Source organism: Streptomyces sp. WM6386 (assembly GCF_000972385.1).
In the GTDB taxonomy this organism is placed as follows: Bacteria; Actinomycetota; Actinomycetes; order Streptomycetales; family Streptomycetaceae; genus Streptomyces.
The window spans coordinates 18,394-39,787 of sequence record NZ_JXTE01000008.1 but is presented as its reverse complement, the minus strand read 5'-3'; the positions used below and the strand labels follow the sequence as shown (position 1 = coordinate 39,787).

Below are 21,394 nucleotides of genomic sequence, written 5' to 3'. Positions count from 1 at the left end.
TTTGCTTGTGGGGAGTTGTGTGGGAGGAGTCAGCGGCCGGGATCGGCCGTGACCAGCAGACTCGTCACGGCCAGCACGACGAGGACCAGCCCCGTCTCGGCCGCGACCGAGTAACCGAAGGGCCGCACGGTGGCGGCGTCGCCGCGCAGCAGCACGGCGAGATCGAGGCGGGTGCGCACCCACCGGCGGCTGCTCTGCGCGATCAGCAGCACAGCCGCGAGGACGGCCGCCTTGACCAGCAGCAGATGCCCGTACGAGGTGTGCAGCAGACCGTCGTACGACCCCACGACCTGCCACGCGAGCACCATCCCGGCACCGACGATCGCGGTGACGGCGACGGCCGCCAGCCGGGAGTACCCGGGCACCACCTCCGCCAGCTCGCCCGCCCGCCGACGCGGCAGCACCGCCACCGCGAGCATGGCGAGCCCGCCGATCCACAGGGCGGCGCCGAGCAGATGGAGCAGATCGGCGAGGGCACCCCAAGTCGGCTCGCCGCCCTCGGAGTTGTGCCCGCTCATCCCGGTCGCCCGCAACAGACCGACCGACACCGCGAGCGCGCCCACCCGCCAGCCCGGCGAGCGGGAGGTCCGCGCCCCGCCCTGGAGCAGCGCGCCCAGCACCACCGCCGCCAGCACCCACAGCAGCCCGCGCGCGGCGAGCGCGATGCCGGGCTCGGTGGTCAGGACGTCGGCGTACGACGAGGGCCGCAACGCGTCCCGCAGACCGCCGAAGGAGACGTAGGCACCCTGCAGCCCGATGCTCGCCACCGTCGACAGCACCCCGCCCGTCCACGCCAGCGCGAGCAACACCCGCGCCCGCGGCACACCCGCACCCCGCGGCCACAGCAGCGCGACGAAGGCGAGCCCGCCGACGAACAGGGCCAGCGACAGATAGCCGGCCCAGCGAGCGGCGACGAGGCCCTTCCGCACCGAGGGGGAGAGGGCGGGTGCGGCCTCGTCGCCGCGGTCCTGGGCGGCCGGTACCGCGACCCCGAAGGCGATCCGGCCGGAGGAGGCGTGACCGTCCTCCTCGTCGATGACCGACCAGGTGACGGCGGTCTCGCCGTCGCCCGACCGGGGGAGGGCGACCCGCACGCTGTCCTTGCCGAGGCGGGACACCGGGAGCCGGTTGCCGTCCATCGTCACGACACGTATGTCGTCCAGGGCGACCGGTTCGTCGAAGACGAGCGTGAGCTGCTCGGGGGCGCGCTTCAGCTCGGACCCGTCCGCGGGCGTGGAGCGGACCAGCTCGGTGTGGGCGGCGGCGGGGGTGGCGAGCAGGACCGGGGCGAACAGGAGGAGCAGGAGGACGACGGCGCGGCGGACGGTCATGGCGTGGCCTCCGGCAGCGGGGACGCGCTGATACCGAGGAGGCCGGGGACGGATACGGGGGCGAGGCCGACGCAGGGGGAGGGCTCCGCCGACGGGGTCGCGGTGGGCGTGACGGTGGGGGCGACGGTGGGGGTGGTGAGCAGACCCGTCAGTGTGCCGGTCAGGCCGGTGAGCAGCGGCTGGACCAGCCGTACCTCGCCGTCCGCGCAGGTGTCGGAGGGCGGCTCCGTCGTCGAGCCGGACGGCGAGGGGGCGGGCGCGGGGGTGGCCGGGGCGCCGGGGGAGGTGCCGGGCGTGTCGCCGTGGCCGGTGTGCCCCTCGCCCCCGCTCCCGGTGCCGTGCCCGGTGTGCGCGGCGCTGTCGCCGGTGCCGCCGATGGTGCCGTACCCGGGAAACTCCCCGGTGCCGACCGGGACCTGTCCGCCCGGGTCCTGCGACGACGGCACGGTCGGGCTCTGCGGTGCCGTGGCGGCGGGCGGCGAGGTCGGGGGCGCGGCGGCCTCACCGGCACCGGAGGCGGTGGGGGCGCCGATGCCGGACGCGTAGCCGAGCACGATCACCACCGCGCCGACGAGCGCGCCGGCGACCAGTTCATCGCGATGGTCGCCGGGCCACTGCGCCCTGCGGAACAACGGCATGAGTCACTCCTGTCATGGTCCGGTCAACCCGAACGGAGAGTGCTGCGAATGCGCACCAGTGGAGTGGAGGGTGGATTCCGCCTGACTACGCGCCCGTTAACCGATTGTTGCCTGGCTCTCTTCGGGGAGTGACCCCGCTGTGAGAACGGGCTAGACCGCCTTTATTCCGCGCATTGTGAAAGTGAAGAATTCGGGGAGGCGGATCGATATTTCCGCCACAGTGCTCGAATGAAATCGAACCCCGTCTGGTGATTTCAGGGAGCCTGGCATATGCCGCCGTACGAAAGGCCTGCCGCCCAGTGCTGGAGCGGCCTGGCAGGCCCACGCAAGACGAAGCGGGCCACCGCTTTTATGGACGGAGACCCGCTCGCCGAGTATTTCTTTGCCGCGTTATTGCCTAATTCCGAATTCCGCCACCACGCAGGCTCAGGCCGTCGGCCGGCCCATTGCCCGGAACGACCATCCGGCCTTGCGCCACACCTCCGGGTCGAGCGCGTTCCGCCCGTCGAGGATCAGCCGGGTCGCGGCGACCTCGCCCAGCGCCGCCGGGTCCAGCTCGCGGAACTCCCGCCACTCCGTCAGATGCAGCACGACATCCGCACCCCGTACGGCCTCGACGGCGGAATCGGCGTACCCGAGCGTCGGGAAGACCTGACGGGCGTTCCCCATGCCCTTCGGGTCGTACACCGTCACCTGGCCGCCCTGGAGGTGGATCTGGCCGGCGACGTTCAGCGCGGGCGAGTCCCGCACGTCGTCCGAGTCGGGCTTGAAGCTGGCCCCGAGCACCGCGACCCGCTTGCCCAGGAACGACCCGCCCCCGAGCGCCTCCCGGGCCAGCTCCACCATCTGCCCGCGCTGGCGCATGTTGATCGAGTCGATCTCGCGCAGGAACGACAGCGCCTGGTCCGCGCCGAGCTCACCGGCACGCGCCAGGAAGGCCCGGATGTCCTTGGGCAGACAGCCGCCGCCGAAGCCGATGCCGGCCCGGAGGAACTTCTTGCCGATCCGGTCGTCGTACCCGATGGCCTCGGCCAGCTTGACGACATCGCCGCCCGCGGCCTCGCACACCTCCGCCATCGCGTTGATGAAGGAGATCTTCGTGGCGAGGAAGGAGTTCGCCGAGGTCTTCACCAGCTCGGCGGTCGGGAAGTCGGTGACGACGAACGGCGTCCCCTCTTCGACCGGCGTCGCGTACACCTCGCGCAGCAGCTTCTCGGCCCGCTCACTGCGCACCCCGACCACGACCCGGTCGGGGTGCAGCGTGTCGTCGACGGCGAAGCCCTCGCGCAGGAACTCCGGGTTCCAGGCCAGCTCGGCGTCCGCACCGGCGGGCGCGTTCTCGGCCAGGTAGGCGGCGAGACGGTCGGCGGAACCGACGGGGACGGTGGACTTGCCCACGACGAGGGCGGGGCCCGTGAGGTGCGGCGCGAGGGAGGCGATGGCGGATTCGACGTAGGACATGTCCGCGGCGTACTCGCCGTGCCGCTGCGGAGTGTTCACGCAGACGAAGTGGATGTCACCGAACGCGCCGACCTCGGCGAAGTCCATGGTGAAGCGGAGCCGCCCGGTGGAACCCTCGATGCCGGCGACGTGCTTGCGCAGCAGGTCCTCCAGGCCGGGCTCGTACATGGGGACCTCGCCGCGCTGCAGCATGGCGATCTTCTCGGGCACGACATCGAGCCCCAGCACCTCGAAACCGAGCTCGGCCATGGCCGCGGCGTGGGTGGCGCCGAGATAGCCGGTGCCGATCACGGTGATCTTGAGGCTCATGGATGCTCCAGAGAGGGACGTCGTGGGTGCGCTGCCCGATCCTAGTAGGGGCGTGGCGGGGCCCCACGGCGGGCAGCTTTCCCCCTGTCGCCAAGCTCACGTATCACTCCCGTGAGCGGGCCCCTAAAATTTGAGTTACTTAACGGTAATTAGCGTCGGCATCGCAGCGCATTTGGAGCGTGAGACACCTTGGCCGGATCGGCTGACTTCGACCTGTACCGCCCGTCCGAGGAGCACGACATGCTCCGCGACGCCATCCGCTCGCTGGCCGAGGCGAAGATCGCGCCGTACGCCGCCGCGGTGGACGAGGAGGCCCGCTTCCCGCGGGAGGCCCTCGACGCTCTGGTCGCGAGCGACCTGCACGCCGTACACGTACCCGAGGAGTACGGCGGCGCGGGCGCGGACGCGCTGGCCACGGTGATCGTGATCGAGGAGGTCGCGCGCGTCTGCGTCTCCTCCTCCCTGATCCCCGCGGTCAACAAGCTGGGCTCGCTCCCGGTGATCCTCTCCGGCTCCGAGGAGCTGAAGAAGAAGTACCTGGGTCCGCTCGCCAAGGGCGACGGCATGTTCTCGTACGCGCTCTCGGAGCCCGACGCGGGCTCCGACGCGGCCGGCATGAAGACCAAGGCGGTCCGCGACGGCGACCACTGGATCCTCAACGGCGTGAAGCGCTGGATCACCAACGCGGGCGAGTCCGAGTACTACACGGTCATGGCCGTGACGGACCCCTCCAAGCGCTCGAAGGGCATCTCCGCCTTCGTCGTCGAGAAGTCCGACGAGGGCGTCTCCTTCGGCGCCCCCGAGAAGAAGCTCGGCATCAAGGGCTCCCCGACCCGCGAGGTCTACCTCGACAACGTCCGCATCCCCGCCGACCGCATGATCGGCGAGGAGGGCACCGGCTTCGCCACGGCGATGAAGACCCTGGACCACACGCGGATCACGATCGCGGCCCAGGCCCTCGGTGTCGCCCAGGGCGCCCTCGACTACGCCAAGGGCTATGTCCAGGAGCGCAAGCAGTTCGGCAAGGCCATCGCCGAGTTCCAGGGCATCCAGTTCATGCTCGCCGACATGGCCATGAAGATCGCCGCCGCCCGCGCCCTCACCTACCAGGCCGCGGCCGCCTCCGAGCGCGGCGACTCCGACCTCACCTTCCAGGGCGCCGCCGCCAAGTGCTTCGCCTCGGACGTGGCGATGGAGGTCACGACGGACGCGGTGCAGCTGCTGGGCGGGTACGGGTACACCCGTGACTACCCGGTGGAGCGCATGATGCGCGACGCCAAAATCACACAAATATACGAAGGTACGAACCAGGTCCAGCGGATCGTGATGGCCCGCAACCTGCCGTAGCGCGCAGCACGCGAAGGGGCGCCCGGGTCGACCGGGCGCCCCTTTTCGCTGCCGGTGAGGTCAGTCCTCGAACCCCTCCGCCGCCCGCTTCTCCCGCAGCTCCATGATCGCGCGGCGCCGGGCCAGCCGGTGCGTGCGGCGGATCTGGGCCTCCTGGTAGCGGCGCTTGTCGCGCTCGGTCTCCGGGAGGACGGGGGGCACGATGCGGGGCTTGCCGTCGGCGTCGACCGCGGCGAAGACGAGGTAGGCGGAGCCGACCTGGGTGGCAGGGTCGGACTTGTTCCAGCGCTCGGCGAGCACCCGCACCCCGACCTCCATCGAGGTCCGCCCGGTCCAGTTGACCTGGGCCTTCACATGGACGAGGTCACCGACGCGGACCGGCTCCAGGAAGGCCATCTCGTCCATGGAGGCGGTGACGGCGGGCCCGCCTGAGTGCCGTCCGGCCACCGCGCCCGCCGCGTCGTCGACCAGCTTCATGATCACGCCGCCGTGCACCGTCCCCAGCAGGTTGGTGTCGTTGTGGGTCATGATGTGGCTGAGCGTGGTGCGGGACGCCGAGGTGGGCTTGCCCGGGATGTCGGACTCCGCCGAAGGGGCCTGGTCTGTCATGGCCTCCACCTTATGCCGAGGTCACATCAGCGGCTTTTGTGTTGGGTTCGCAACAGCAGTGCCCTGATTTTCCTACGACCCTTGTAAAGGACACAGCCGTTCCCTGCACACTGGGCCCCATGAACGATTGGCCCGAGGCATGGTCCGACGAGAACCGCGGCAACCGGTACGGACGCGGCAGCGCCAGCGCACAGCCCGAAGGTGCGCGCGCCATGCGGCAGGTCCGCCGCCCCGCCTCGGGCGGTTACGGGGGCGGCCCCGGCCAGTCCGCGCCGCCGCACGCGGGCGGGGTGCCGCAGCAGCCGGCGTACGGGGGCGGCGGTTACGGCGACGCCACCGCCGCCGACGGGTACGACAGCGGCTACAACACCGGCCAGGTCTACGGCGGCGGCGGACCGGGCGGTCCCGGCGGCGGTACGCACGAGCCGCGTCCCGCGCCGAACTGGCGCCGCCGCATCAAGTGGACGGCGATCACCGTCGTGACCGTCCTGGTCGTGACGACGATCGGCACCTACTTCTGGGCCGACTCCAAGCTCAACCGCGAGGTCGACCTCTCCAAGGTCATCGACCGGCCTGACGGGGGCGAGGGCACGAACTACCTGATCGTCGGTTCCGACAGCCGTGCCGGCATGTCCGCCGAGGAGAAGAAGAAGCTGCACACCGGGTCCGCCGAGGGCAAGCGCACGGACTCGATGATGATCCTGCACACCGGCAGCAACGGCGACACGCTGGTCTCCCTGCCGCGTGACTCGGACGTGGAGATCCCGTCGTTCGTCGGCTCCGAGTCCGGCAAGACGTACAAGGGCACCGGCCGGCACACGAAGCTCAATGCGGCGTACGCCGAGGACGGCCCCGAGCTGCTGGTCCGCACGGTCGAGTTCAACACCGGGCTGCGCATCGACCACTACGTCGAGATCGGCTTCGCGGGCTTCGCGAACATCGTGGACGCGGTGGGCGGCGTCGAGATCACCATCCCGAAGGGCGGTATGAAGGACACCAAGTCCGGCGCCGACTTCGAGGCGGGCAAGCAGACCCTGAACGGCGAGCAGTCCCTGGCCTTCGTCCGCACCCGGTACGCCCTCAAGGCCTCCGACCTGGACCGTACGAAGAACCAGCAGAAGTTCCTCGCCGCCCTCGCCAACCAGGTCGCCACCCCGGGCACGGTCCTGAACCCCTTCAAGCTCTACCCGACCATGGGCGCCGGCCTCGACTCCCTCATCGTCGACAAGGACATGGGCCTGTTCGACCTCGCCGACATGTTCTGGGCCATGAAGAGCGTCAACAGCGGCGACGGCAAGTCCATGAACATGCCGATCTCCGGTTCCTCCAACGGCAACCTCGTCTGGGACACGGCGAAGGTGAAGACGCTCGTGGAGCAGCTGAAGAACGACGAGACGGTCACGGTCTCGGGCAACTGAGCCGCCGACCCGAGGCCAGCAGCGCACGGTGGGGGAGGACCAACCGGCCCTCCCCTTCGGCGAATTCGGCACTCAGCCGCTCGTACTCCCGCCTGACCCGTACGACGGTCTGCGTGGCCTGCGAGGTGACGACGAGCCCGATGGTGGCGACGCCGCCCGCGGCCCCGCTCCACCACTCCTCGACGCCGGCCCGGTGGTCCCAGACGACCCGGGCAGGGCGGTCACGAGAAGCAGCCTGCCGCACAAAGGACCAGGGGCACCCCGCAGGGTGCCCCTGGAACGGCCTCAGGCCCGCCTCACATCGTGGCGCCCGCCATCGTCCGGCACATCTCCGCGCAGCGACGACACGCCTCGGCGCAGCGCATCATCTGTTCGTCGTCCGGCATGCCCATACACGCCTCCGCGCACATCTCACAGGCCTTGGCGCACATCGCGCACATCTCCGCCGACATCGGCGAGCGGCGCATCATCATGTCCGCGCACATGCGGGTCGTCTCGGCGCAGTCCATGAGCGCGCGCATGATCTGCATCTGGGCCTGGCCGCCCATCTGCATGCAGGAGCTCATGGTCTCCTCGCAGATGCTGTGGCAGGACATGCACGCCTCGACGCAGTCCTGCATCTCCTTGCTCATCGCGGTCATTCCGGGCTGGGTCATGGCTCCTCCTGGGGGGTGCGGGAGCCCGGGCCGGGCTCCGTCGCCCTTCCGTCCTACGCCCGGACGGCGCGGGGCGCCATCGGGCGGACGGCAACAATCCGGAACGTAAGCGACGCAATCGTGCGGTCCCGGCTATTTCTCCAGGAAGGGCCATCGGGATGACGGCGTGCCTACAGGCACCCCACCTCATCCCCCGTGACCACCCCGAACTCCCCCTGATACGGATCCTCCGCCCGCACCTTGCGCACCTTCTCGAAGTCCGCCCCGGCGATCACCTTCAGGACCGGTCCCTGTCCCGTCACCGCCCGCAGTTCGCTGCCCGGCAGGGCCGCCGCGAGGGACTTCGCGGAGCGGTCCCAGCGGGGGTCGTAGGCGACGACCGTGCGCTTGACGGTGCGGTTCGTGGAGGTCACCGGCTGGCGGGTGGTGCGGAAGCCGGTCGCGGCGAGCTGGGAGTCGACGCGCTTGCCGAGACCGGCGGTGGCGGTGCCGTTCTCGACCTGGACGCGGATCTGCTGCGGGGCCACCCCCACGCGTACGGCCGTGCTCCTGGGCTTGTGCGCGGCCAGCGGCCTGTCGTCGCGCAGGGCCTGGAAGAGGCGGCCCGACTTCTTGGGGTCCCACTTCAGGGTGGAACCGACGCCTTTCACGGCGTATCCCATCTGCCCGATCGGGACCGTGGTGAACTCCGAGGAGGAGGGGGAGAAGTTGCGCATCGCCCGTCCGAGGTCCAGCAGTTCGTCCGTGCCGAAGCCCTTGTCGGCGCGTACCGAGCCGAGCACGGCCCGGGTGATGTCCCGGAACTTCATCGGGTTCAGCAGGATCCCGGAGGAGGTGGCCCGGTCGATCAGCGCGGCCATGAACCGCTGCTGGCGCTTCATCCGGCCGAGGTCGGCGGCGCCGTCGATGTGCCGGGAGCGGACGTACTGAAGGGCCTCGCCGCCCATGAGCGTGTGGGTTCCGGCGGGGAGGTCGAGTCCGGTGTACGCGTCCTTCAGTGGGTCGGCGGTACAGATCTTCACGCCGCCGAGCACGTCGACCGTCTTCATGAAGCTGGTGAAGTCGACCTCCAGATAGTGGTCGATCTTCACATGGGTCATGTTCTCGACCGTGCGCACGGTGAGGTTCGGGCCGCCCTCCGCGTACGCCGCGTTGAGCTTGACGGGGTGGCCGTGGTGCGGTTTGCCGGTGGTCCGGTCGGTGTGCGCCGGGGTCATGGCGTACGAGTCGCGCGGCAGGCTCACCACGCTCGCCCGCTCCCGGTCCTCCGAGATGTGCACGATCATGACCGTGTCGGTGCAGTGGCAGGGGGCGCCACCGAGCCGGTACTTCTGCCGCTCGGCCTCGGTGATCTTGTCCCGGCCGTCGGTGCCGACCAGCAGCACGTTCATGCCGTGGCCGGCTCTGGGCCGGTTCTTCATGTCCTTGAAGGGGTCCACGCGCGCGATGTCCGCGTCCAGGCTGGAGAGCACCGCGTGTCCGATCCCGGCCGAGGCGAGAATCACCACGGAGAGCGTCGTCACCGCCCGAGCGGCCCAACGAGGTTTCCGCCGTCGTACGGGCGGCCGTGGTCGGGGCCGGTGGGTGGGGGAGCGGCGGGGCGGCGTGGGCATGGGGGACACCTCCGCGAGGGCCGTACGTGGGATCATCAGCACCGTAGGCCCATACGATCTGCGGCCACCGGAACCACCCGGGCGGGGCGCATCGGTGTCCCCCGTTCGCGGTAACGTGAGCCCCCTATGAACGCCAAGTCCGACGTGCAGCTCCCCGCCGTGTCTGTGATCATGCCCGTCCTCGACGAGGAACGGCATCTGCGCGGAGCCGTCCAAGCGATCCTCGCGCAGGAGTACGCCGGCGAGCTGGAGATCGTGATCGCCCTCGGTCCGTCCAAGGACCGCACGGACGAGATCGCCGCCGAGCTCGTACGCGACACTGCGTCCCATGCGAACGGACGTGTCCACACCGTCCCGAACCCGACCGGCCGCACGCCCGCCGCCCTCAACGCCGCGATCAAGGCCTCCCGCCATCCGATCGTGGTCCGCGTCGACGGCCACGGCATGCTCTCCCCGGACTACATCGCGGCCGCCGTACGGCTCCTGGAGGAGACCGGCGCGCAGAACGTCGGCGGCATCATGCACGCCGAGGGCGAGAACGACTGGGAGCACGCGGTCGCCGCCGCGATGACCTCGAAGATCGGGGTCGGCAACGCCGCGTTCCACACGGGCGGCGAGGCCGGGCCGGCGGACACCGTCTATCTCGGGGTGTTCCGGCGCGCGGCGCTGGAGCAACAGGGCGGCTACAACGAGGAGTTCATCCGCGCCCAGGACTGGGAGCTGAACTTCCGCATCCGTGAGGCGGGCGGGCTGATCTGGTTCTCGCCGGAGCTCAGGGTGTCGTATCGCCCGAGGCCGTCGGTGAAGGCGCTCGCCAAGCAGTACAAGGACTACGGCCGTTGGCGGCACGTCGTCGCCCGCTACCACTCCGGCTCCATCAACCTGCGCTACCTCGCGCCGCCGGTCGCGGTGTGCGCGATCGCGGCGGGGATCGTGGTGGGTGCGGCCCTGACCCCGCTCGGCTTCGTGATCCCCGGCGGCTATCTCGCGGCGATCGCCCTCGGGTCGCTGCCCGCGGGCAGGGGCCTGTCCCTGAAGGCACGCCTCCAGATCCCGGTCGCCCTCGCCACCATGCACATGTCGTGGGGCTACGGCTTCCTGACCAGCCCCAGGTCACTGGCGCGGAGGGTCATCGCCTCGCGGCGTCCGGCGGTGCGCAGGGTCGACGCGGCTTCGTGAGGGAACGGTCGTCATAAGAGTGATGGTTGCCGCGGCTGTGCCACGGCAACCATCACTCCCCCCGGACGTCAGCCGCAGTGGAAGTAGCCCGACGGGGGGACGTGGTCCTGCAGGAAGTTGGCGCCACCGTTGGGCTTCCACATGTCCAGCTCGAAGTTGATGCAGGTGTTCTTGCCGTACACCGTGACGGGGCCTGCCTCGTAGCTGAAGTAGCCGTTGTCGTTGTCGTGCCCGCCGGCCTTGGACCACAGGTCCAGGTTCATGCGGGAACTGACGCCGTAGTAGGAGCCCGCCTTGACGGACCTCGCACAGTTGTAGGTGCCGTCCCAGTACAGGTAGGTCGTGGCGACGAGCGGGTGCGAGCTCACCGAGTAGTCGTAGTGCTTGATCTGGTCGATCAAGCTCCCGCTGCAGCCAGCGGTAGCGGCGGCGGACGCGGTGGGGGCGACGGCCATGGGGACCGCGACGCCCAGGCCGAGGGTCATCGCCGCGGTGGTGATCCAACGGGTAGCTCTGAACTTGACGCGCTTGGACATCAGTTGGAGACCTCTCATCTCGAGACGCAATGGAGCCGCCCACCTCGACATGGGATCTCCTGAAGCCCCCGTGAACGGCATAAAAATGCTGTCATGTTCCGGTCATTAAATGATCATTTACGTTCATTGATGGCTGAAGATCAATCTCAATTGGCTGATAAAAGCGGAATGACCCTCACGATGAGCGCGATTCCGCAGGCCGGCGCGGACCGAAGGCCCCTACCAGGGCAGCGGGGAAGGGGCCTTCGTCATGGGCCGATGGCCGGTGGGGCTCAGCCGCAGTGGACGCCGTAGTCGATGCGCGTGTAGTTGGAGGCTGCGTGGCCGCCCCAGTCGATGCACCTGCCCGCGGCGGAGGCGTAGACCGGGCCCGCGTAGTACTTGTAGGTGCCGTTGTCGTACTCGCTGTCCTTCCACACGTTGTCGGTGCGGTGCAGCCGCAGGTTGGCGCCCAGGATCGTGGGCGTCCCCTGGGTGTCGGTGAGAGTGACGACGCAGTTCTTGCCACTGGCGCTGTTGTAGGTGAGGTAGGCGATTCCGTCGCCGACGTCCATGGTGTCGATCACGCCGTAGCCGGACCCGCAGGCGCCGTTGTAGGAAGCCGCCGAGGCGGTACCGGTGGCGGCGATCGTTCCGGCGGCAGCGAGGCCGATGACGGCCGCGACGGAGCCAAGTCTCCTGAGCTCAAGCATGTTTGAATCCCTGTCAGTGCGTTGTAGGTATGAGTGTGATCATTTCATGAGTGCCGACGGCCCCTCTTGGGGGTGGTGTTCAGGAGCCTTCGCCATGTGTCGATGGCCGACAGGGCTCAGCCGCAGTGCACGTTGTAGTTGACATGCCAGGTTTCGGTGCCTGCATTGCCGCCCCAGTCGATGCACCTGCCTGCGGCGGAGGCGTAGACCGGGCCGGCGTAGTACTTGAAGAAGCCCGCGTCGTACTCGCTGTCCGCCCAGTCGAGGTTGGTGCGGTGCAGCCGCACGCGGGCGTCCAGGAGCATGGTGGTGCCCGGTTTGTCGGAGACGGTGACGACGCAGTTCTTGCCGCTGGAGCTGTTGTAGGTGAGGTAGGCGGTTCCGTCGCCGACGTCCTTCGTGTCGATCACGCTGTAGCCGGATCCGCAGGCGCCGTTGTAGGAGGCCGCCGAGGCGGTGCCGGTGGCGGCGACCGTTCCGGCAACGGTGAGGCCGATGACGGCCGCGGCGGAGCCGAGTCGCTTCAGTCTGAGCATGTTTGAGTCCCTGTCAGTGTCCCGTGCGACGGGTGTGGTCAGTTCATGAGCGCCAAGGCCCTTCCGAGGAGAAGGGCCTTGGTCATGAGCGAGTTCAGCCGCAGTGGTTGTAGCCGCCGGCCGGAACCCGGTCCTGGAGCATGTCCGCGCCGCTGGTGCTCCACATGTCGAGCTCGAAGGCGATGCAGGTGTTCTGGCCGTTCACCTTGACCGGGCCCGCGTAGTACTTGAAGTACCCGCTGTCCGGGTCCGCGCCGCCCTTCTGGCTGTAGATAGTCAGCGACATGCGCGAGCTGACGCCGTAGTACGAGCCGACTTTGTCGGCGCGGACACAGTTGTAGGTGCCGTCCCAGTACAGGTAGGACGTCGCCACGTGGGTGCCGTTGTAGTTGTAGTGCTTGAGGGTGTCGATGACGCTGCCGGAGCAGCTGCCCGACGCGGCCGAAGCGGCCGGCGCGGTGGCCACGGGGCCCGCCACGGCGACACCGAGCAGGACCGCGGTACTCGTCAGCCAGCGGGCGGCCTTGGACTTGAGGATGCTCATGTCGGATTCCGTTCTCAACCGCAGTGGAAGTAGCCGGAGTTCGGCACGTGGTCCTGGATGATGTTGCTGCCGCTCAGGCTCCACACGTCGGTCTCGACGGCGATGCAGCGGCCCTTGCCGTAGAACTTGAAGCTCGCGTAGTAGAGGTACTGGCCGTCGTCACCCGGCGAGACGTAGCCGTCCTTGTCCGTCCAGGCATCCACGGCGATACGCGAACGGACGCCGTAATAGGAGCCCTGTTTCACGGCGGCGACGCAGTTGTACGTGCCGTCCCAGAACAGGTAGGTCTTGGCGTACGTGGTGCCGTTGTAGGTGTTGTTCCAACTGTCGATCTGGGATCCGTTGCAGCCGTAGGTGGCGGCGCTGGCGGCCGGAGCCGTGACCAGTGAGTAGCCGGCGATCGCGGACAGCATCATCGCCAGGGACGTGATGTATCTAGCGGCCTTGCTCTTGAGCTTCAACTTCTCCCCCTGGAGCGCTTGTTGCTTCGGTCGTGGTCGAAGATCGCTAAAGATCCTGTCATGTTCAAGTAACAAACATGACCACGGTGTAAAGCATTGGCCAGAAATTGATCACCTGGCCGAAAGCGCTCTCAGGGGGAGGCTGCTACCAGGTGTAGTCGGGATCGACGTGCATACAGGCCTTGGTGTCCGCGCCGTTGAAGGTGTCGTCCGACTCGGGCAACGAGTCGTCCTCCTTCGCGGCCTTGTACTTCGTCGCCGAGCGCCAGTCCGCACCGACGACCAGCGTGACCCCGGAGACCTCCGTGGACTTCTTCACCGAACTCATCGGGATCCCAAGGGACTTGGCGACCCGCTGGGCGTCGCCCTCCAGGTCGGCGCTCGGATAGCGGACGAGGGTCTTGTCCTCGCTGAGGATCACCGAGGAGTCCGCCTTGGACGCGGTGAAGCCCTTGCCGACGAGCAACTCGGTCACATCGGTGGCGCGTCCGCTCGCTGCCGCCTCCGTACCGGTCCGGGTACCGTTCTGCACCTGCACGGCGATCTTGTCGTCCGCGGCCGCCGGGTCGTCGGAGGTCTCGTCCTCCGTCGCGGTCTTCTTCTTGTCCTTGCCGTCGAGGGCGATGTCCTCACGGACGAGCCGGAAGACCTTCTCCGCCTCCTCCGGCTTGGGCACCACCCGGTTGCCGTCCGAGGCGTACTGCCACGGCATCGTCGTCATGGTGATGCGCTTCGTGGGGACCTTGCGCAGCTCGTTGCTCAGGTCGTACAGCTTCGTCACCGACCCCAGCCCGTCGTCCACCGTCAGCGCCTCGGTGGCCGTCTCGGCGAGCTTGCGCAGCTTGTTCGGGCTGTTCAGCGTCGCGTTCTCACGCAGCTGGCGGACCATCGAGTTCATGTACTGGTGCTGGGCCTTGGCCCGCGCGATGTCGGTGCTGTCCTCGAAGCCGTACCGGGTGCGCAGCCACTGCAGGGCCTGCTTGCCCTTGATGGGCGTGGTGCCCTTCTTGAGCTTCAGGCCCGAGCCCTTGCCGGAGGAGGTGTGCGAGTGGATATTTGCGTCCACGCAGACGGGCACGCCGCCGATCGCGTCCGCCATCGACACCACGCCCGCGAAGTCGACCATGATGAAGTGGTCGATGTGGATGTCGGTGAGCTTCTCCCAGGTCGCCACCGTGCAGCCGGGGCCGCCCCGGCCCAGCGACTGGTTCGTCATCGCCGAGGTGAGCGCCGGGTAGGCCTTGTCGTCGTCCGGGTCCGTGCACTTCGGGATGCCGACCAGGGTGTCGCGCGGCATGCTGACCACCGACATGTTGGAACGGTCCGCCGACACGTGCAGCAGCATCTGGACGTCCGCGCGCGGCGCGGCGTTGTACGTCTCCTTGGCGCCGCCGAGCTTCTGGTTCTCGGCGTTGTCCCGGGCGTCCGAGCCGATCAACAGGATGTTCAGCGGCGTCTGCCCGGCGGCGTTCGCCTCCGTCTTGGCCGCCCTGTCCTTCTCGTCGCCGATGTTCAGGTCGTCTTTCCTCAGGTTGCCGTTCAGGTGCCGGTAGTAGAGGTATCCGGCGCCCGCGGTGCCGACTATGACCACCGCCAGCCCGATCGCCGCCCAGCGCAGGAACCGCCGGCCCCGCCTGCGGTCGCCTCTGCCGCGCCGTCCCCTGCCGTGACCGGCGGGCGGTCTGGGGTCCTGCGGTGTGAGGGACATCGTGTCCTCGACCGCGGGCACCTCTCCGCGCACGCTCTGCGCCAATTCCCTGTCCTCCCCACCCTGCGGACTGCCGAGCCTCCCCAAGCCCGGCGACCGGCCTTTATGCCTCGTCCGCCTGGTCGGAAAGCGTACGCGAGAACTACTGTCGAATGCGGTGTCGAACGCCGATCGAACTCTCGGACGTGAGTACGCTTCATCATTCTGCAGGGAGTTAGGAGTTTGCTGTGGGGTGCGACCTCGGCTCACGCCCGCTGGGCCGCCCCCGTAGATCAGCCGCAGTTCGTCGCCCGCGTACTCACCGCGGTCAGTGCCGCGGCGCAGGCCCCACGGGCGAGGCGGTCAGCCGTTCATGGAGTCGATGACGCTGCGTCTGCGGTAAACCCGGGCCATGCGGCCGGCTACAACGGCGCCTGTGGAGAGCGGTGTGAGTGATCTGGGGCAGGAGACGGCGGTCAGTTGCAGCCCATGGCGTTGCTGATCATGGAATGGCTTGTTCCGGGTGTCCGTGATCGCATCCGCCGCGCGCTTGACGGGCCGCTGCTCCCCGCCGACGGTTCACCAGCGGTACCGCTTGTACACGTCCATGCACTGACCGCTGTCCGCCCCGTTCATCTCGTCAGCGTTGCTCGGAAGGTCCCCGGCCTTCGGAGGGGACTGCTTCGGATAGGTCGTACCCGAGCGCCAGTCGGCGCCCACAACGACGGTGACACCGGAGACGTCAGGCGATCTTTTCACCGAACTCAGCGGAACTCCCAGTGACTTGGCGACCCGCTGGGCGTCGCCCTCCAGGTCCGCGCTCGGGAACTTCACCACGGTCCGGTCCTCGGTGAGCGCCGCCGAGGTGTCGGCCGAGGCCCGGGTGAAGCCCTTCTGCACGAGTACCCCGCTGATCGTCCCCGCCCGCCCGGAGACCGCACCGAGTGTGGTGGACCTCGTCGCGTTCCGTACCAGGACACCGATCTGATCGTCGGCTGCCGCCGGGTCCTTCGAGACCTTCTCCTCGTCCGATTTCTTCTTCTCCGAGGGGGTGCTCTTGTCGTCGAAAGGCACGTCGTCGCGGAGCATCTGCCACATCTTCTCGGCCCCAGCACCGTCCGGCACCAGATGGTTCCGATTCTGGTCGTCCTCGACGGTCGGCAGAGTCGTCATGGTGATCCGGTCCGTTGGCACCGATTTGAGCTGCATGCCCAGGTCGTACAGCTTCTTGACGCTGCCGACCTCCTCGGAGACGGTCAGCGAGTTCGTGGCAGCCTCGGCCAGCTTCATCAGCCGCCCGGTGTCCGTGAATACGTTCTGCTTCTTCAGCGTACGGATCATCGAGTTCATGTACATGTGCTGGGCCTTGGCGCGGCCCAGATCGCTGTAGAAGGCGTGGCGTGTGCGCAGCCACTGCAGCGCCTGCTTGCCCTTGACGTCCTTCCGGCCGGCCGTCATCTTCAAGCCGGAACCTCCGGGCACGCCGGGCATCGGGCGGTCCCACACGTTCTGCTTCACACAGACCTCGACGCCGCCGATGGCGTCCGCCATGCTCACCACGCCCGCGAAGTCGATCGTCATCCAGTGGTCGATGTAGACGCCTGTGAGGTTCTGCCAGGTGGCCAGGGTGCAGCCGGCCCCACCGCGGGCCAGCGACGTGTTGATGATGTCGTTGGTCGCCGGGTATGTGGCGCCCGTCTTCGGGTCCGTGCATTTGGGAATGTCGACGCGGGTGTCCCGCGGGATGCTCACCACCGCGGCACTTCTGCGATCCGCGGACAGGTGGATGAGCATCTGCACGTCGCCCAGTGGCGGGTTGCCGCGGTTGTCCTTGCTTCCACCGAGCTGCACGTTCTCGTCGGAGGCGCGGCTGTCGGAGCCGATGAGAAGAATGTTCAGCGGGGTCTGGCCGGCGGCGTTCGGCGCGGACTTGTCCGCCTTGGAGTCGCCGCTGCTGCGCTCGCCCTTCTCGATGTTGCCGTTGAGGTGCTGGTAATACAGGTAACCGGCGCCCGCCGTGCCCAGTATCAGCACTGCGAGTGTGGTCGCGGACCATCTGAGTACACGATGACCGTGTTGCGGTCGCCGTCTCCCGTGTTGGCCTCTGCCCTTCGGCCCTGCGGTCCCGCCTCCGCCCTCGGACGGGCTGTCGGTCGGACCCCGTCCTAGAGCGGGTCCGACGCCCGAAAACGTACTTCTTCTCTGCCCCCGCACACCGTTCTGCGGCAACTGCCCCGCCCTCTCCGCCCCACACCTGACATGGCTCTGTCTCGCGTCAAGTCAGACGGGAGACAGAGCCGCTTGGTGCACTCAAGATTCATCATTCTGCGGCCGGGCAGGACTTTCCCCCACCGCGCGCCCTGAGCACCGCCGTTCCGAATCCCCCGACGTCGACTGTCGGCCTGTGCGGCCGCCGCATCCCGCCCGGGTGAATCGGGGCTCAGCCGCAGTGCACGTCTTCGTAGACGGTCCTGCCGGCGCCGGCCCCCGTGCCGCCGTTCGTGTAGTTGAGCTCGCCGTAGATGTCGATGCAGCTGCCGGCGGCGTAGACGTACAACGGGCCCGCGTAGGAGGTGTAGTTGGAATTGGTCCCGTCGAGCTTCCAGGTGCTGGAACCGCTCTTACGGAGGCCGGCGACGATGTGGTTGGCGCCGCCCACCTCGCTGTCGTTCGCGCGGGTGATGACGCAGTTGTTCCCGTTCGAGCTGTTGTAGTAGACGTCGATGTAGCCGACGGTGGGATTGGGGTACCAGCCGTCCTTGATCGCCCAGGACTTCAGGAAGCCGTAAGAGCTGCCGCAGTAGTTGACCCGGGACATCGCGTCAGCCTGTCCGGCTGAAAGGCCTATCAGTCCGGCCGTCAGCAGTGTGACTGCTCCAGCCGCCGAAGTGATCCGCGTGCGCAACATGCCGCGCAAAGCAACCTCCTAAGAGTTCAAAAGGGTTGATGCGCGATCAGTTAACTCGCTCACGGTTCGGCGAGGTGATCAAGGCTGTCATTTGTGACCTTCGCCTCACCTTGGGCGGGGGAGCCGAACGGGCCTGTCACGCGTCCGGTTCGACGTGTGACAGGCCCGTGAGGTCGCGGTCTCTCAACTAGCGCACTTCACCTCGTTCGCCGTGGTCTTGTCGACGTTCGCCGGCGCCGCCGAGGAGTTCATCTTCACCCCGGCGCCCTTGAAGTCCTCGCCCAGCGTCAGCGTCATGGTCGGCAGCCCCTGCGCGTTGGTGACGCTCTCGCCCGGCTTCAGCGCCGACCCGGACAGCCCCATGATCGCGGCCAGCCGGCGGGCCTGGTCGGCCTGGTCGGGGGCGTACTCCAGGGTCGTCTTCGTCTGCGTCTCGTCGGCGTTGCCCGCGTTCTCGGACTTGGTCACCCCCGCCTCGGTCTGGAGGTAGGTGAGCTCCTCCTGGGCGCTGCCGCCCGGGGCGCCGCCGTTGAGGATGCGCACCCGCACCTCGTCGGCGGCCGACTTGGTGCCCTTCAGCCGGGCGGCGACGGCGGCCTTCTCCTTCTTCTCCTTGGCCTTGACCGCGGTGAAGGAGGTGTCACTCTTGATCATGTTGAAGACCTGCGAGGCGTTCGGCTCAAGGGGCACGACGGTCGCCTTGACCACCTCGGCCGGGTTGTCCTTGACCGGGACCGTGGTGAAGGTGAGGTTCTTCATCGGCACCTTCTTCAGCTCCAGCGCCACGTCCTTGAGCGTGCTGGCCTTGCCGATGCCCTTGTCGACGGTGAGCGCCTTGGTGGCGGCGTTGGCGAGCTTTATCAGCTTCGTGGGGCTGGTGAGGGTGTCGCCCGAGGTCATCTTCCGCATCAGCGAACTCATGAACTGCTGCTGGACCTTGATGCGGTCCAGGTCGCCCTGGTTGCCGAAGCTGTGCCGGGTGCGGACGAAGGCGAGTGCTTCCTCGCCCTCGATGGTGTGCTTGCCGGCCGACAGGTTCAGATGCGAGTCGGGGTCGTTGACGTTCTTGGCGAGACAGACCTCCACACCGCCCACCGCGCTCGTCAGCGTCTTCACCGCGTTGAAGTCGGCCATCGCGAAGTGGTTCACGTCGATGCCGGTGAGCTCCTCGACCGTCTTCATGGTGCAGCCGGGGTTGCGGCCGTACTGGCCGAGGCTGGTGTTGAAGCGCTTGTTCTGGGTGCCCGGAATGACCGCGCCGTCCTTGCCGTCACAGTCCGGCACATTGACGATCAGGTCCCGCGGGATGCTCATCGCGGTCGCGTTCGTACGGTCCTTGGAGACGTGCAGCAGGATGTTGGTGTCGGCGTGCCCGACGCTCCCCTTGTCGCCGTAGCCCTCGTTGCCCCCGCCGGTCCGCTTGTCGGTGCCGATGATCAGGATGTTGAAGGCCTCGTCCTTGCTGAAGCCGTCATCCGCCACGTTGCCGACGTCCTCGGTAGTGACGTTGCCCTCGAGGTGCTTGAGGTATAGATAGGCGGCACCGGCCGTGCCGATCAGGACGAACGCCATGACGCCGCCGGTCCACACGACGGCCTTCTTGGCCTTCGACTTCTTCTTGACCGGCCGCCGGTTGCGCCGGCCCGGCAGCGGCTCCTCGGGCGCGCCACGGCGTCTGCGAGGCGGCGGCACGTCACGGCCGGGCGCCTCGGCGGGTGCCGTACGGCCCGGGGCCGCCGACCTGCTGCGCGTGGCTCCGCCCGCAGAGCCTCCTCTGCCGCCGGAGCGGGGAGCGGATCTACGAGGTCCTGGCACCGGTGATTGCGGTGCGGAAGGAGTCAGTCGCAGTTCGTATTCGCCAGTGGTCGGGTTGAGCACCCACTGGTCTGCGGGGTCGATGTCGTCCGCCCGCCCACGGCCTTGCGCGTCCACGGTTGTCTGAATCCTCCGTCGGGGCCACGCGGCGCCTTCCCCCTCAAAGGCGCTCGGGTCTCGGTCACCCTGTGCCCGACCCCAGGAAGACCTGATGGCCGGATGCGCAGGATCGCTCACACTATCCGGCCAGTTCATCGTCAAGCGACGACGGTGACAAATTCCACGTCCCTACAACTGGTCAATCTGCCCCATTTCCTTGGACACCTGTACGTCGCCTTGGCAATCGCTTTACTTACAGGTGTCCTCGGCGGCGGTGTTTCCGCGGAACGTGGGTGCGGGCGAAGCGGCCGCGACGGGCTCATCGGGCCGCTTCGTGCCGGATTTGCCGTCGTAGTGGTCTCCGTACTCGGAGTAGTCGTCGTCGTACGACTCCTCCTGGGGATCCGCTTCTTCTTGCGAACCGTCGCTCGAATTGGGGCTTTTGGTCGCGGAATCCTGTGGGACTTCCCCGGCGACCGCCAGCGGCTGATCCCTGCGCAGCCGTTCGAACAGCTTCTCGGCGTCGGCCTGTACGAGTTGGTCGCGGTTGGCGTCGTAGGCGTACGACTCCCTGGGGACGGTCAGGAATTGCACACGTTCGGTGGGGATGTCGCGCAACCCGCGAACGAGATCGTACAAACCGCGCAAGTTAGCCAGATCCGGGTCGGTGGTGAGCGACGAGGTCGCCGCGTCGAGCAAGGGATAGAGCTTCACCGGGTTCAGCAGGACGTCATTGCTCTGCACCTTGTTGACGAGCGCCGCGAGGAACCGCTGCTGGCGGTCCATCCGGTCGGTGTCGCTGCCGTTGCCGAGCGACTTGCGGGCGCGCACGTACCCGAGGGCCTGTTCGCCGCTGAGTGTCACCCTGCCCGCCGGAAGATTCAGCTTGGCGGCCTTGTCGTGGATGGGCTCGTCCAGACAGATCCGTACGCCGTCGATCGCGTCGACCATGTCCTTGAAGCCGCGGAAGTCGACGACCACGTGATGGTCGATGCGAACTCCCGTGAGTTTCTCGACGGTTCGGATGGTGCAGGCCGAACCACCCTTCTGGAACGCGGAGTTGAACATCGCGAACATCGGCTCGGTCCGGCTGCCGTCCGGCTGCCGGCAGGCCGGCACGTGCACCATCAGGTCGCGGGGGAGGGAGACGGCGGTGGCGCTGCGCCGCCCGGCGGCGAGGTGCAACAGGATGGTGGTGTCCGACCGCTCGGTCCCCGAGTCCCGCCCGTACCGCGCGTTCCCGTCGCCGGACCGCGAGTCCGACCCGATCAGCAGGATGTTCTGCGCGTCCTTGACGAGCGCGGTGGGCCGGTCCTTCTCGTACCGGGCGAGTTCCGCGGCCGCCGCGTTGTCCGGCGTGATGTTGCCGTCCAGCTTCGCGTACACCGCCCACCCGGCCCCCACGGCGCCCAGCACGGTGGCGGCCACCCCGGCCGCCCCGTACCGCAGCCACCGCCGCCGACGCCGTCGTATCAGCCCGTTCCCCGTCGCGGACGCCCCCGCTCCCGGACCGAGGGTGCCTGCCGAGGGCGTACCAGCGGTGTCGGTCACGTCC

The 21,394-nt window shown here is 68.2% G+C and carries 20 protein-coding genes; 3 read left to right on the top strand and 17 right to left on the bottom strand.

The genetic code is table 11. The features are described from left to right. Nucleotides 1-29 precede the first annotated feature (29 nt). The 3 genes from TN53_RS06955 to TN53_RS06945 form a co-directional block, all read right to left on the bottom strand. Entirely contained in the window at nucleotides 30-1,331 is a 1,302-nt protein-coding gene (locus TN53_RS06955; RefSeq protein WP_095046344.1) for a copper resistance protein CopC, read from the bottom strand. Next, a complete protein-coding gene (locus TN53_RS06950; RefSeq protein ID WP_046257500.1) occupies nucleotides 1,328-1,969 on the bottom strand; it encodes a hypothetical protein in 642 nt (213 codons plus the stop codon). Before TN53_RS06950 ends, TN53_RS06955 begins: the two co-directional genes overlap by 4 nt. 426 nt (nucleotides 1,970-2,395) lie before the next feature. Beyond that, nucleotides 2,396-3,739: a UDP-glucose dehydrogenase family protein gene (locus TN53_RS06945; protein ID WP_046257499.1), complete on the bottom strand. Its 1,344-nt coding sequence runs from the start codon at nucleotides 3,737-3,739 to the stop codon at nucleotides 2,396-2,398. A gap of 189 nt (nucleotides 3,740-3,928) precedes the next feature. Between TN53_RS06945 and TN53_RS06940 the strand changes: the two genes are divergently transcribed. After that, the gene (locus TN53_RS06940) at nucleotides 3,929-5,086 is read left to right on the top strand and encodes an acyl-CoA dehydrogenase family protein (protein ID WP_046257498.1); all 1,158 of its coding nucleotides are present in this window, start codon (nucleotides 3,929-3,931) and stop codon (nucleotides 5,084-5,086) included. Between the two features lie 60 nt (nucleotides 5,087-5,146). On the opposite strand, the gene TN53_RS06935 is transcribed toward TN53_RS06940, so the two are convergent. Beyond that, entirely contained in the window at nucleotides 5,147-5,695 is a 549-nt protein-coding gene (locus TN53_RS06935; RefSeq protein ID WP_046257497.1) for an acyl-CoA thioesterase, read from the bottom strand. 119 nt (nucleotides 5,696-5,814) lie between these two features. Between TN53_RS06935 and TN53_RS06930 the strand changes: the two genes are divergently transcribed. After that, nucleotides 5,815-7,113, top strand: coding sequence for an LCP family protein (locus tag TN53_RS06930; protein ID WP_046257496.1), 1,299 nt, complete (start codon nucleotides 5,815-5,817; stop codon nucleotides 7,111-7,113). Here the strand turns inward: TN53_RS06930 and TN53_RS06925 are convergent. The 3 genes from TN53_RS06925 to TN53_RS06915 form a co-directional block, all read right to left on the bottom strand. Continuing rightward, entirely contained in the window at nucleotides 7,094-7,357 is a 264-nt protein-coding gene (locus TN53_RS06925) for a hypothetical protein (RefSeq protein WP_046257495.1), read from the bottom strand. The two genes, TN53_RS06930 and TN53_RS06925, sit on opposite strands and share 20 nt — an antisense overlap. Before the next feature lie 52 nt (nucleotides 7,358-7,409). After that, entirely contained in the window at nucleotides 7,410-7,769 is a 360-nt protein-coding gene (locus TN53_RS06920) for a four-helix bundle copper-binding protein (protein WP_046257494.1), read from the bottom strand. Nucleotides 7,770-7,939: 170 nt separating this feature from the next. Continuing rightward, complete coding sequence (locus TN53_RS06915; protein WP_046257493.1) at nucleotides 7,940-9,382, bottom strand: LCP family protein; 1,443 nt, start codon at nucleotides 9,380-9,382, stop codon at nucleotides 7,940-7,942. A gap of 126 nt (nucleotides 9,383-9,508) precedes the next feature. On the opposite strand from TN53_RS06915, the gene TN53_RS06910 reads away from it, so the two are divergent. Then, on the top strand, nucleotides 9,509-10,561 hold the full coding sequence (locus TN53_RS06910; protein ID WP_046257492.1) for a glycosyltransferase family 2 protein: 1,053 nt from the start codon (nucleotides 9,509-9,511) through the stop codon (nucleotides 10,559-10,561). Between the two features lie 68 nt (nucleotides 10,562-10,629). On the opposite strand, the gene TN53_RS06905 is transcribed toward TN53_RS06910, so the two are convergent. The 10 genes from TN53_RS06905 to TN53_RS06860 all read right to left on the bottom strand — a co-directional run bounded on the left by TN53_RS06905 (nucleotide 10,630) and on the right by TN53_RS06860 (nucleotide 21,390). Then, on the bottom strand, nucleotides 10,630-11,097 hold the full coding sequence (locus TN53_RS06905; protein WP_046257491.1) for a hypothetical protein: 468 nt from the start codon (nucleotides 11,095-11,097) through the stop codon (nucleotides 10,630-10,632). A gap of 272 nt (nucleotides 11,098-11,369) precedes the next feature. Next, on the bottom strand, nucleotides 11,370-11,789 hold the full coding sequence (locus TN53_RS06900; protein ID WP_046257490.1) for a hypothetical protein: 420 nt from the start codon (nucleotides 11,787-11,789) through the stop codon (nucleotides 11,370-11,372). A gap of 116 nt (nucleotides 11,790-11,905) precedes the next feature. Continuing rightward, nucleotides 11,906-12,325, bottom strand: a complete 420-nt coding sequence (locus TN53_RS06895) for a spore-associated protein A (protein ID WP_095046342.1) — start codon at nucleotides 12,323-12,325, stop codon at nucleotides 11,906-11,908. Nucleotides 12,326-12,419: 94 nt separating this feature from the next. After that, complete coding sequence (locus TN53_RS43990) at nucleotides 12,420-12,869, bottom strand: hypothetical protein (RefSeq protein ID WP_052745150.1); 450 nt, start codon at nucleotides 12,867-12,869, stop codon at nucleotides 12,420-12,422. 14 nt (nucleotides 12,870-12,883) lie between these two features. Then, on the bottom strand, nucleotides 12,884-13,330 hold the full coding sequence (locus TN53_RS06885; protein WP_046257489.1) for a hypothetical protein: 447 nt from the start codon (nucleotides 13,328-13,330) through the stop codon (nucleotides 12,884-12,886). 145 nt (nucleotides 13,331-13,475) lie between these two features. Beyond that, the gene (locus tag TN53_RS06880) at nucleotides 13,476-15,038 is read right to left on the bottom strand and encodes an LCP family protein (protein ID WP_095046358.1); all 1,563 of its coding nucleotides are present in this window, start codon (nucleotides 15,036-15,038) and stop codon (nucleotides 13,476-13,478) included. Nucleotides 15,039-15,596: 558 nt separating this feature from the next. Beyond that, complete coding sequence (locus TN53_RS06875) at nucleotides 15,597-17,231, bottom strand: LCP family protein (RefSeq protein ID WP_095046357.1); 1,635 nt, start codon at nucleotides 17,229-17,231, stop codon at nucleotides 15,597-15,599. A 226-nt stretch (nucleotides 17,232-17,457) separates the two neighbouring features. After that, nucleotides 17,458-17,835, bottom strand: a complete 378-nt coding sequence (locus TN53_RS06870) for a hypothetical protein (RefSeq protein WP_052745148.1) — start codon at nucleotides 17,833-17,835, stop codon at nucleotides 17,458-17,460. Nucleotides 17,836-18,108: 273 nt separating this feature from the next. Beyond that, nucleotides 18,109-19,857, bottom strand: coding sequence for an LCP family protein (locus TN53_RS06865; RefSeq protein ID WP_095046341.1), 1,749 nt, complete (start codon nucleotides 19,855-19,857; stop codon nucleotides 18,109-18,111). A 231-nt stretch (nucleotides 19,858-20,088) separates the two neighbouring features. Then, nucleotides 20,089-21,390 (bottom strand): LCP family protein, encoded by a 1,302-nt coding sequence (locus tag TN53_RS06860; RefSeq protein ID WP_046257609.1) that lies wholly within the window; start codon nucleotides 21,388-21,390, stop codon nucleotides 20,089-20,091. Nucleotides 21,391-21,394: the final 4 nt, after the last annotated feature.

Coding starts and splice junctions, on each gene's coding strand:
- TN53_RS06955 (WP_095046344.1), bottom strand. CDS start 1,331: ATGACCGTCCGCCGCGCCGTCGTCCTCCTGCTCCTCCTGTTCGCCCCG.
- TN53_RS06950 (WP_046257500.1), bottom strand. CDS start 1,969: ATGCCGTTGTTCCGCAGGGCGCAGTGGCCCGGCGACCATCGCGATGAA.
- TN53_RS06945 (WP_046257499.1), bottom strand. CDS start 3,739: ATGAGCCTCAAGATCACCGTGATCGGCACCGGCTATCTCGGCGCCACC.
- TN53_RS06935 (WP_046257497.1), bottom strand. CDS start 5,695: ATGACAGACCAGGCCCCTTCGGCGGAGTCCGACATCCCGGGCAAGCCC.
- TN53_RS06930 (WP_046257496.1), top strand. CDS start 5,815: ATGAACGATTGGCCCGAGGCATGGTCCGACGAGAACCGCGGCAACCGG.
- TN53_RS06920 (WP_046257494.1), bottom strand. CDS start 7,769: ATGACCCAGCCCGGAATGACCGCGATGAGCAAGGAGATGCAGGACTGC.
- TN53_RS06915 (WP_046257493.1), bottom strand. CDS start 9,382: ATGCCCACGCCGCCCCGCCGCTCCCCCACCCACCGGCCCCGACCACGG.
- TN53_RS06910 (WP_046257492.1), top strand. CDS start 9,509: ATGAACGCCAAGTCCGACGTGCAGCTCCCCGCCGTGTCTGTGATCATG.
- TN53_RS06905 (WP_046257491.1), bottom strand. CDS start 11,097: ATGTCCAAGCGCGTCAAGTTCAGAGCTACCCGTTGGATCACCACCGCG.
- TN53_RS06900 (WP_046257490.1), bottom strand. CDS start 11,789: ATGCTTGAGCTCAGGAGACTTGGCTCCGTCGCGGCCGTCATCGGCCTC.
- TN53_RS06895 (WP_095046342.1), bottom strand. CDS start 12,325: ATGCTCAGACTGAAGCGACTCGGCTCCGCCGCGGCCGTCATCGGCCTC.
- TN53_RS43990 (WP_052745150.1), bottom strand. CDS start 12,869: ATGAGCATCCTCAAGTCCAAGGCCGCCCGCTGGCTGACGAGTACCGCG.
- TN53_RS06880 (WP_095046358.1), bottom strand. CDS start 15,038: ATGTCCCTCACACCGCAGGACCCCAGACCGCCCGCCGGTCACGGCAGG.
- TN53_RS06870 (WP_052745148.1), bottom strand. CDS start 17,835: ATGTCCCGGGTCAACTACTGCGGCAGCTCTTACGGCTTCCTGAAGTCC.